General features: G+C 61.0%; 10 protein-coding genes and 1 pseudogene. 6 read left to right on the top strand and 5 right to left on the bottom strand.

The genetic code is table 11. The annotated features are described in order from the left end of the window. Positions 1-278: 278 nt before the first annotated feature. A complete protein-coding gene (locus tag Q0341_RS09830; protein ID WP_299512662.1) occupies positions 279-653 on the top strand; it encodes a DUF2237 domain-containing protein in 375 nt (124 codons plus the stop codon). Between the two features lie 12 nt (positions 654-665). Here Q0341_RS09830 and Q0341_RS09835 read toward each other — a convergent pair whose 3' ends face one another. Both Q0341_RS09835 and Q0341_RS09840 read right to left on the bottom strand, forming a co-directional pair. Beyond that, positions 666-1,055, bottom strand: a complete 390-nt coding sequence (locus Q0341_RS09835) for an Rrf2 family transcriptional regulator (RefSeq protein ID WP_299512665.1) — start codon at positions 1,053-1,055, stop codon at positions 666-668. Further along, positions 1,025-1,162 (bottom strand): hypothetical protein, encoded by a 138-nt coding sequence (locus Q0341_RS09840; RefSeq protein ID WP_299512668.1) that lies wholly within the window; start codon positions 1,160-1,162, stop codon positions 1,025-1,027. Before Q0341_RS09840 ends, Q0341_RS09835 begins: the two co-directional genes overlap by 31 nt. Positions 1,163-1,291: 129 nt before the next feature. Between Q0341_RS09840 and Q0341_RS09845 the strand changes: the two genes are divergently transcribed. The 4 genes from Q0341_RS09845 to Q0341_RS09860 all read left to right on the top strand — a co-directional run bounded on the left by Q0341_RS09845 (position 1,292) and on the right by Q0341_RS09860 (position 5,863). Continuing rightward, complete coding sequence (locus tag Q0341_RS09845) at positions 1,292-1,867, top strand: hypothetical protein (RefSeq protein ID WP_299512671.1); 576 nt, start codon at positions 1,292-1,294, stop codon at positions 1,865-1,867. Then, positions 1,864-3,462 (top strand): FAD-binding domain-containing protein, encoded by a 1,599-nt coding sequence (locus tag Q0341_RS09850; protein WP_299512674.1) that lies wholly within the window; start codon positions 1,864-1,866, stop codon positions 3,460-3,462. Before Q0341_RS09845 ends, Q0341_RS09850 begins: the two co-directional genes overlap by 4 nt. 4 nt (positions 3,463-3,466) lie before the next feature. Then, entirely contained in the window at positions 3,467-4,810 is a 1,344-nt protein-coding gene (locus tag Q0341_RS09855; protein ID WP_299512677.1) for a DASH family cryptochrome, read from the top strand. A 111-nt stretch (positions 4,811-4,921) separates the two neighbouring features. Beyond that, positions 4,922-5,863 (top strand): DMT family transporter, encoded by a 942-nt coding sequence (locus tag Q0341_RS09860; protein ID WP_299512680.1) that lies wholly within the window; start codon positions 4,922-4,924, stop codon positions 5,861-5,863. A gap of 13 nt (positions 5,864-5,876) precedes the next feature. Here Q0341_RS09860 and Q0341_RS09865 read toward each other — a convergent pair whose 3' ends face one another. After that, a complete protein-coding gene (locus Q0341_RS09865) occupies positions 5,877-6,899 on the bottom strand; it encodes a metal-dependent hydrolase (RefSeq protein WP_299512682.1) in 1,023 nt (340 codons plus the stop codon). Between the two features lie 119 nt (positions 6,900-7,018). Here Q0341_RS09865 and Q0341_RS09870 point away from each other — a divergent pair, with 119 nt between their 5' ends. Beyond that, positions 7,019-7,588, top strand: a complete 570-nt coding sequence (locus tag Q0341_RS09870) for a hemerythrin domain-containing protein (RefSeq protein ID WP_299512684.1) — start codon at positions 7,019-7,021, stop codon at positions 7,586-7,588. Between the two features lie 20 nt (positions 7,589-7,608). Here Q0341_RS09870 and Q0341_RS09875 read toward each other — a convergent pair whose 3' ends face one another. Both Q0341_RS09875 and Q0341_RS09880 read right to left on the bottom strand, forming a co-directional pair. Then, positions 7,609-8,586 (bottom strand): tripartite tricarboxylate transporter substrate binding protein, encoded by a 978-nt coding sequence (locus Q0341_RS09875; RefSeq protein ID WP_299512687.1) that lies wholly within the window; start codon positions 8,584-8,586, stop codon positions 7,609-7,611. Between the two features lie 40 nt (positions 8,587-8,626). Further along, positions 8,627-9,598, bottom strand: a pseudogene (locus tag Q0341_RS09880) (UxaA family hydrolase); the annotation flags it as partial.

A 9,598-nucleotide genomic window follows, 5' to 3' on the forward strand; every position in this document is an offset into this window, starting at 1 on the left:
GGCCTGAGCAGCCCCGGCCCATTGACCAAGGCTTGTGCTCGGACCTCGATTGGGTCGAATTCATGCCGGGCGGTCTTGGCTTGGGTCCATGCCTTGCTCAAGAGACCATGCTAAGCCACTCAGGCCATATTGGCCATTGACCAGTCGGTCAGTGCAGCTCTATCCAAGGGTCTATACCCAAAACCTTGCAAACGCCGGCCCCTTTGCCCGTGTCAACAGACAAGGCGTGAAGACCGCCAGACAATAGGCCCTCCTTCACCACTTGCATCTGGACCCCCATGACTCGCTCCGGTTTGAACGTTCTCGGCGGTGAATTGATCTCCTGCTCTTATGACCCGCTCACGGGTTATTTCAGGGACGGCTGTTGCAACACCAACGAAGAAGACACAGGCACACATGTGATTTGCGCCAAAGTCACGCAGGCTTTTCTGGATTTTTCAGTCTCGCGTGGCAACGACTTGGTCACGCCTCGACCTGAGCACCGCTTTGCGGGCCTCAAGGCCGGTGACCGCTGGTGCTTGTGCGCCTTGCGCTGGCGGGAGGCTTGGCAGGCGAGGGTGGCCCCGCAGGTGGTGCTGGAAAGCACACACCAGAAAGCCCTGGAGTACGTGAGCTTGGCGCAACTGCGCGAGTTCGCTTGGACACCGCACTGAGCGGTGCCAGCCTCACATCATCATGCTGAGCTGAAACACCGAATTGGGGGCACGCGGCATGACCGGTGCAGGCAACGGCTTGAGGCGAAACTGCCCCAGCATGGAAGTCACGCGAGCATCGGCCGGCATAAAAGGCACGGCCACATCGGACAATGTTTGCGCCTGCAGCAAAGTTTGCATGTTGAACTGGATATCGCTTTCCAGCGTTTTCATGGGGTGGCTGGCATCCGGGTAAAGCTCATCAAAGCTGTGCACCTCTTCAAAATGCTGCACCACATCCCACAAACTGATGTCTTCGGGATTGCCGCGAATTTGGTAGCCCCCGCCTGGGCCGCGGTGGGCTCGGATCAGCCCGGCTTCACGCAGCTCTTTCAAAATAGATTCGGTGTACGAAGACGACAAGCCCAGCCCGTTGGCGATCTCTCTTCGGTGGTCACAGGTTTGACCACCGCACGCGACGTGATGAACACAGCGATGTCAAGGGCTTTGACGGTTTTCTTCTGGATCATGGCGTTCTCCGGTAACGATGGGATATTCTATGACCGAGCGGTCACAAAACAACTCATAATTTTTAAAATACCCTTAAATTAACAAAAGATGCCTGAAATAGCACTACAAACATCGCGAGTGAACACCCCATGAAGCGCCATGTGGCGGCCACCGTGGCGCTGATCACCGCCCTGCTGGTGATCGACAGCCATGTGGACTGGGTGAGCCAAGACGGCGGCCAGCTGTTGGAGGTGAACGGCCAGCGCTTCGACCTGCGGGGCTGGGCGGCCGAGCAGACACGGGCTTGGCACAGCGATTGCAGCGCTCTGACACCGCTGTTCTCCTTGTCCACCAACAGCCCCGCGTCCCAGGCCATCCTGGACGCTATCCAGCAGCACAGCTTGCCCGATTCGCGCAGCGCACGCTTGTTGCAACTGTTGCAGCAAGACGGCTGGAGCGTGGCCGAAGTGGCTTTTGACACCCTCAACCCCAGCCTGGTGGTGCTGCGCCTGCAAGGCGCACAGTGGCGTGTGCAAGACCGGGCCGTGTGGAGCGGCTCGACCGCGCCTTGGCACAGCGGCGACCTGGTGCGGCGTTACCTGCGCGAGCAAGCGCCCGCGCTGCCACAGGCCTTGATCGATTGCATCAAGGTCGACCCGGCGCGTTATGGCGCGGGGCCCGGCGGGATGGACACGCTGGCATCGGGCCCAGGGTGGGGGCCATGACTTACCGCGTCGTCTGGTTCAAACGCGACTTGCGCCTGCACGACCATGCGGCGCTGGCGCACGCTGCCACACAAGGCCCAGTGCTGTGCCTGTACATCGTCGAGCCAGGTCTGTGGGCGCAACACGATGCGGCTTTGCAGCACTTTGAATTCGTGCGCGAATCTTTGACCGAGCTGCACCAAGACCTGCAAGCGCTGGGCGGCAGCTTGCAGGTGCGCGTGGGGCCTGCGGTGCAGGTGCTGGCTGCACTGCATGCGCAAGCGCCTTTTGCCGAATTGGTGGCGCACGAAGAAACCGGCAACGCCTTCACCTACGAGCGCGACCTGCAAGTGGGCGCGTGGTGCCGCAGTGCGGGCGTGGGCTGGACCGAGTTAGCGCAATTTGGCGTGGTGCGGCGTCTGAAAAGCCGCAACACCTGGCAAGCCCGCTGGGAAGCACACATGGCCGCGCCGCAAGCTGTCTTGCCTGAGTTGCACTTTTTTCATGCGCCTGACCATTCAGGCCCCGAGGTGATGACACCGCCACCCGGCCTGCAGCACAACCCCGCCCAGCGCCAGCGCGGTGGCCGCCGCTTGGGTCTGGAGACTTTGCACAGCTTTCTGGACGCACGGGCTTTGTCTTACCGGGGCGGCATTTCATCGCCGCTGACTTCGCCCACGGCGTGTTCACGCATCTCAGCCTACTTGGCCTATGGCTGCATCAGCATGCGCGAGGTGGTGCAGGCCACCCGCGCTGCGCTTGATGCTTTACCCCCGCAAGCGAGCAGGCACAAAGCCGGTCTCATCGGTTTCATCAGCCGTTTGTATTGGCATTGCCACTTCATCCAAAAGCTCGAAAGCGAGCCCGAAATCGAGTGGCGCAACATGCACCGAGGCTACGACGGCCTGCGCGAAAACGGCTGGAACGACGCGCACTTTGCGGCCCTCACTTCGGCCCGCACCGGCTGGCCCATGGTGGACGCGTGTGTGGTCATGCTTTATGAAACCGGCTGGCTCAACTTCCGCATGCGCGCCATGCTGGTTTCGGTGGCGGCCTACCCCTTGTGGCTGGACTGGCGGCCCGTGGGCCATTGGCTGGCCACGCAGTTTCTGGACTACGAACCCGGCATCCACTGGAGCCAACTGCAAATGCAGTCGGGCACCACCGGCATCAACACCACACGGGTTTACAACCCCATCAAACAAGCGCAAGACCACGACCCCAAAGGCATTTTTGTGCGCCGCTGGCTGCCGCACATGCGGCGCGTGCCCGACACTTGGTTGTTCGAGCCTTGGCTCATGCCCCCTGAAGTGCAACGCCACTGCGGCCTGACGGTGGGCAGCGGGCCAGAAGATGACATTCCCCTGCCCGTGGTGGATTTGGCCGAAGCGACGCGCACATCCAAAGCCGCGCTGCACGCACGTCGTGCCGACCCCGGTGTGAAAGCAGGTAAAAAAGCCATCGTTGAAAAACACGCCTCGCGCAAACATGGCTCAGGCCAGCAACGTGATGTGTTCACCCGCGACAGCGACACCCCAAAAACCAGCCGGCGAAAGTCGTCCAAGTCCTCTTCAGCCAACACACCACCCAGCAAGCAGCTGGGCTTTGATTTTTAAACGCATGAGCACCACCCTTTTTTGGTTTCGAAACGACCTACGCTTGCACGACCAACGCGCCTTGAAACAAGCGATTGAGCACGCTCAGGCGCATCAGCAAGCCTTGCTGTTGGTCTATGTGCACGAACCCGTGCAAGACGCGCCCACCGCCTGGGGATTTCGCCGCATGAGCGCGCACCGCAGGCGCTTTGTAGCCGACACGCTGCAAGACCTGCAAAACGCCTTGGTTGCTTTGGGCCAGCGCTTGATATTGCTTCACGGCCCCGTGGCCCAAGTGCTGCCCGCCTGCGCACGACTGGTCCAAGCCGACACCGTGTTTTGCGAAGACATCGCCGCGCCCGAAGAAGAAGCCCAAGTGCAAGCCCTCATCAACGCAGGCCTCACTGTCAAAAGCCTGTGGCAATCGAGCCTGATCGAGCCCAACGCGCTCCCGTTTGAAGCCGAAAACATGCCCCAGGTGTTCACCGAGTTTCGCCAGCGCATCGAATCGGCGCGGCTCCAGCCTCTGGCACCGCTGCCCGCGCCGACCCAACTCCCTTCGCCGCCGAGTGAGCCCTCTAGCGCATGGGCCAGCTTGCCCGGCTGGACTGAAGACGCCTTCACGCAGCTGCAAGCCCACACCGAGGACAACGCGCAAGAGGACGCGCACGCCCGCTCCAACTTTCCGTACACCCAAACCGCTTACCGAGGCGGCGAAACCAGCGCCCTAGCCCACCTGCAAAGCTACCTCACACCGCCTTGGCCCGACCGCTACAAACAGACCCGCAACGCCCTGCAAGGCCAGCACACCAGCAGCCACTGGTCACCCTGGTTGGCCACGGGCGCGGTGTCGGCCCGCCGCATTTGGGCCGACCTCCACGCCTACGAACAAACACACGGCAACAACGACGGCACCTATTGGCTCTGGTTTGAACTGCTTTGGCGCGACAACTTCCGCATGCTGCACCTGCAACACGGCCCACAACTTTATGCGGCACGGGGCTTGTCGAACCTGCCCAAGCCCTCGCACTTTCCGAAAGACTTTGCACGCTGGTGCAACGGCCAAACGGGCGAGCCCATCGTGGACGCGGGCATGCGCGAGTTGGCCGCCACGGGCTTCACCTCCAACCGCATGCGCCAGATCGTGGCCAGCTTTCTGGTGCACGACCTGTCTTGCGACTGGCGTGCGGGCGCGGCTTGGTTCGAGTCGCAGCTGGTGGACTTTGATGTGTGCAGCAACCAAGGCAACTGGCTGTACGTGAGCGGCCGAGGCACCGACCCGCGTGTGGGCAGGCGCTTCAACCCGACCAAACAAACACAAGACCACGACCCGCAAGGGCGCTACCAAAAGGTCTGGCTGGCCCGCTGAACTCACCCCAAACGGCACCGATAATCTCGCCATGAACACAATCCACAGGGGTCTCACCCTGCACCCAGGCGACCACTTGGCCCTTTGCAGGCCAGTGCCGCCAAGCCACGCATGTTGAGTGGCGTTTTATTTGCCCTGGCTGCAGGCATGCTGTGGGGTTTGGTGTTTGTTGGCCCTCTGCTGCTGCCCGACTACCCTGCCGCCATGCAAACATTTGGACGTTACCTGGCCTTTGGCCTGATGGCTTTGCCACTGGCCTACATCGACCGCGCCGACATCCGCCAGCTCACACGCGGCGACTGGTGGGCGGCCCTCAAGCTGGCCGCCATTGGCAACGTGCTGTATTACCTGTTTTTGTCCAGCGCCATCTTGCGCTCTGGCGGTGCGCTGCCCACCATGATCATCGGCACCTTGCCAGTGGTCATCGCCATCGCCGCCAACTTGCTGAACCACCAACGCGATGGCCACTTTCCGTGGCGACAACTCGCGCCGCCACTGGCCCTGATCTTGGCGGGCATCGCTTGCGTCAACCATGTGGAGTGGACAGCCTTGCTGCAAAACCCTGAAGCCGATACCTCGCGCTACATGGCTGGGGCGTTGCTGGCCGTGGGGGCGGTGATCTGCTGGACCTGGTACCCCCTGAAAAACGCCGACTGGATACGCGGTAACCCGGGGCGCAGCTCACGCGTATGGGCCACGGCGCAAGGCCTGGCCACTTTGCCCTTGGCCTTGTTCGGCTATGGCGCATTTTGGCTGTGGGCCAGCGCCAGCGAGCCTGCCCTGCCCATGCCCTGGGGACCACGCCCATTTGAATTTGTCAGCCTCATGCTGGCCATCGGCCTGCTCGCCTCATGGCTGGGCACCTTGTGCTGGAACGCGGCCAGCCAGCGCCTGCCCACCGCGCTGGTCGGGCAGCTCATTGTCTTCGAAACCCTGGCGGCCCTGAGCTATGCATTTGTGCTGCGCGGCCAATGGCCTGAACCGCTCACCTTGGTGGGCATCGCGCTGCTGGTCACGGGGGTTATTGGCGGGGTTCGCGTCAAGGCAATTTGAAGCAACCGGGGCATCAGCTGCCAGCCCGCCCCGGCGGCGGCACATCGCGCCCCAAGATGCGCTGCCCCAACCAAGTCAAGCCTTGGCCCACGTCCATTCGGCGGCTTTTTTGCGCGGCAATTGGATGGTCTTGTCCAGCTTGCAGCGGCATCCCAATGTCAAACGCAAACACATAGTCAGGCTCTTGGCCCATGCGCAAATCGGTCACCAACAGATGGTCTTTGTCGCGCTCTATTTTGAAAAAACCATCGGTGAAGCGCGCCAAACGTTGGAGCTGCGAGTGCTCGGCGTGCTGCGCCGCCAAGGCACCTCCTCGCTCATGGGCGTCAAAACGAATGGCCCTGCCGCCATCAAAAAACGAATAAAAACCCTCGTGGAAACGATCACCATCCAGGGCAACCACCCGCCACAGCACCGTGTTCAAGGGCGCGGGCGTGACCAGCAGTTGCTGGCTGGGCAGGCCTTGCGTCTGCAGCGACTGGCGTGCATGTTGCGTGACCCACGCCTGACCCAAGGCACTCCAAGCCAGGTAAGCGGTGCTGAAAGCCAAAGCCCAACCATTGATGGCCAAGGCCCGCGGCACGGACTGAACGCGCAGCGCCGCCACCACGCCCACCAACAAGGGCAAGGAGTACAGCGGGTCAATGATGAACATGCTGCCCAAGCCATACGCCTCATCGGTGAATGGCTGAAACACCTGGGTGCCGTAGATCGTCATCAGATCAAGCAAGGGGTGCGTGACCAGCGCCAGCATGAGCGCCCACCACCAACGACCATACAGCTGAGGCTGGCGGTGGATGCGGCTCACCACCCAGGCCATGGGGAAAGCAAAGAGCGTCAGCAACAACAAAGCGTGCGTCTCAGCTCGGTGCCGGATCATGTTCAAAATCGGATCCCCGTGGTCGAGCAACACATCCAAGTCGGGCAACAAGCCCGCAACACCCCCCCACAAAGCCGATTTCCACAGCGCGGTGCGCCGCCCCATCACGGCCACCCCGATCGAGGCCCCCAAAAGTACTTGTGTGACGGAATCCATGGTGATGTGTAGCCAGAAAAAACAATGGTCCCGAGGTTAGCGGCTTTTGCATGCCCCGTGGTGCGTCGGGTTGGTGGTGTTTTTGTCAACCCGGCTTTGCCCCCAGGCACTTGGGGCTGATGGCTTGGCACGATAATGGTCTTCCGGTTTACCTCTCGTCTTGCCCCTCCATCCACATGACCACCACCGCCACATCCGCCCCTGCCGTCTCCGCCGCCGCCCCAATGCCCTGGACCGCCTCACTGGACACGGGCGATGCCCGCATGGACGAGACACACCAAGAGTTTGTGGACATGGTCAACCAGATTCTGGCCACGCCAGAAGACCAGCAGCTGCCGGTCTACAAAGCGTTTTTGGCCCACACGGTGGAACACTTTGCGCAAGAAGAGCGCTGGATGCTGGCCACCGGGTTTTCGGCCGACAACTGCCACGCCGAGCACCACGCCACCATTTTGGAGACCATGCGCGTGGTCGAAGCCCATTACTTGGACAGCGACACCACCATCATCAGCCGAATGGCCGAAGCGCTGGCCGAGTGGTTTCCGGGGCATGCCAACAGCATGGACGCGGGCCTGGCCGCGCACCTGAAATCGGTGGGTTTTGACAGCGTGACCGAAACCCTGGCCGACCCCTCGGCCATCCAAAACGTGACCATGTCGGGCTGTGGCAGCGTCAGCTGCAGCAGCTGACCGCACAAGCCCAAAACACCTTACTGGGCCTTGATCCCCGCCGTCTGAATCACGCGGGTCCAGGTGTCGATTTCAGATTTGATGAAACCGGTATAGGCCTTGCTGCCCGGTGAAGGGATCACAAAACCCACCGACGTCAAGCGCTGACGCACCTTGTCTGACTGCAGCGCCTGCACCATGGCAGCCTCCAACTTGGCCACGATCTCGGGAGGCGTGCCCTTGGCTACCGAAAGACCAGACCAAGACAAGGCCTGAAACCCAGGATAGCCTGACTCGGCCACAGTGGGCACATCAGGATAAAGCGGATTGCGCTGCGCACTGCTGACTGCAATGGCCCGGAGCTTGCCCGCCTTGATGTGTGGCAAGGCCGAATCTTGGTTGATGAAAATCATGGGCACAGTCCCTGCCAACAGATCGTTGAGCAATGGGCCGCCGCCGCGGTAAGGGATGCCCGTCATGAAAATACCCGTGGTTTGCTTGAACAACTCCATGGCCATGTGACCTGAAGCCGCATGGGTAAACCCATAGTCGAGCTTGCCCGGGTTTTGCTTGGCGTAGTTCACGATGTCTTGCACCGTCTTGAAAGGCATGGTCGGATTGACCACCAGCACGTTGGGGCCCGAATGCACCTGTGTCAGGTGTATCAGGTCGTTCATTGAGTTGTATTTGAGCTTGGGGTCAAGGCCATGGGCCACGGCATTTTGTCCCACACCGCTTTGGATGATCGTGTAGCCGTCGGGTGCCATTTTCAAAGCGCGGTCCATGCCCACAATGCCCCCTGCGCCACCAATGTTGTCCACCACAACCGCTTGCTTCAAAATTTTGCCCAACTCATCGGCCATGAGTCGGCCCATCACATCGCTGGTGCCACCCGGAGGAAAAGGCACCACCAGTTTGATCGGGCGATTCGGATAATCGCTTTGCGCAAACACAGGAGACAAGGCCAAGCCCATCACGGCCAAGGTCAGTGTTTTGAGAAGGTGTCGCTTGAATTTCATGGTGTCCCCATTTGTGAAAGTTGGTGGTTAAAGTACGTCGTCAAGTGATCGGTGCAGGATTGAACAAGACCAAGGCGTTGTGCAGCTTCCAGTGTTCTGCCCAAGTCTTGCGGCCGCTGGCCACATCGAGCAGGGTGCGAAAAAACTCCCAGCCCATGTCTTCAATGCTCACACCTTCATCGGCAATGCGACCGGCATTGAGGTCCATCAGGTCATGCCAACGCCGGGCCAAATCGGTGCGGGTGGCGACCTTGATGACGGGGCATTCGGCCAGGCCATAGGGTGTACCGCGCCCAGTGGTGAAGACATGCACGTTCATGCCTGCCGCCAATTGCAGAGTGCCGCAAATGAAGTCACTGGCCGGCGTGGCAGCGAAGACCAAGCCTTTTTGGTCGCGGCGGAGTTTTTCTCCTGGTGCCAGCACATGGGAAATGGCACTGGTGCCGCTTTTGATGATCGAGCCCATGGCTTTTTCTGCAATGTTGGACAGCCCTCCCGCCTTGTTTCCGGGTGTGGTGTTGGCGCTGCGATCAGCTTGCCCACGCGCCAAATAGCGGTCATACCAATCCAGCTCCCGCACGATGGCTTGGGCCACGTCAGGGGTGGCAGCGCGTTGCGTGAGTTGCTCCACCGCATCCCGCACCTCGGTGTTTTCACTGAACATCACCGTGGCCCCCACACGCACCAGCAAATCCGCCGCAAAGCCCACGGCCGGGTTGGCCGTGACCCCAGAAAACGCATCGCTGCCACCGCATTGCACACCCACAACCAGTTCGCTGGCGGGCACCGTCTCACGCCTGCGGGCGTTCAGTCGCTCCAAGTGTGGCCGGGCGCTCTGGACAATGCTGTCCAGCATGGACATGAAGCCCACATGCTGGGCATCTTGCAGGCAAACCGTGTCAAGCCCAGCAGCAGGGTCACGCGCATCGGCGATCGGAAAACTGCCAGGCGGCAGCAAGCGATCAGGTTGCAATTTTTCACAACCCAAGCTGACCAGCATCACCTCTCCGCC

The organism is uncultured Limnohabitans sp. (assembly GCF_937889215.1).
Lineage (GTDB): Bacteria > Pseudomonadota > Gammaproteobacteria > Burkholderiales > Burkholderiaceae_C > Limnohabitans_A.

Coding starts and splice junctions, on each gene's coding strand:
- Q0341_RS09830 (WP_299512662.1), top strand. CDS start 279: ATGACTCGCTCCGGTTTGAACGTTCTCGGCGGTGAATTGATCTCCTGC.
- Q0341_RS09840 (WP_299512668.1), bottom strand. CDS start 1,162: ATGATCCAGAAGAAAACCGTCAAAGCCCTTGACATCGCTGTGTTCATC.
- Q0341_RS09845 (WP_299512671.1), top strand. CDS start 1,292: ATGAAGCGCCATGTGGCGGCCACCGTGGCGCTGATCACCGCCCTGCTG.
- Q0341_RS09850 (WP_299512674.1), top strand. CDS start 1,864: ATGACTTACCGCGTCGTCTGGTTCAAACGCGACTTGCGCCTGCACGAC.
- Q0341_RS09855 (WP_299512677.1), top strand. CDS start 3,467: ATGAGCACCACCCTTTTTTGGTTTCGAAACGACCTACGCTTGCACGAC.
- Q0341_RS09860 (WP_299512680.1), top strand. CDS start 4,922: ATGTTGAGTGGCGTTTTATTTGCCCTGGCTGCAGGCATGCTGTGGGGT.
- Q0341_RS09865 (WP_299512682.1), bottom strand. CDS start 6,899: ATGGATTCCGTCACACAAGTACTTTTGGGGGCCTCGATCGGGGTGGCC.
- Q0341_RS09870 (WP_299512684.1), top strand. CDS start 7,019: ATGGCTTGGCACGATAATGGTCTTCCGGTTTACCTCTCGTCTTGCCCC.
- Q0341_RS09875 (WP_299512687.1), bottom strand. CDS start 8,586: ATGAAATTCAAGCGACACCTTCTCAAAACACTGACCTTGGCCGTGATG.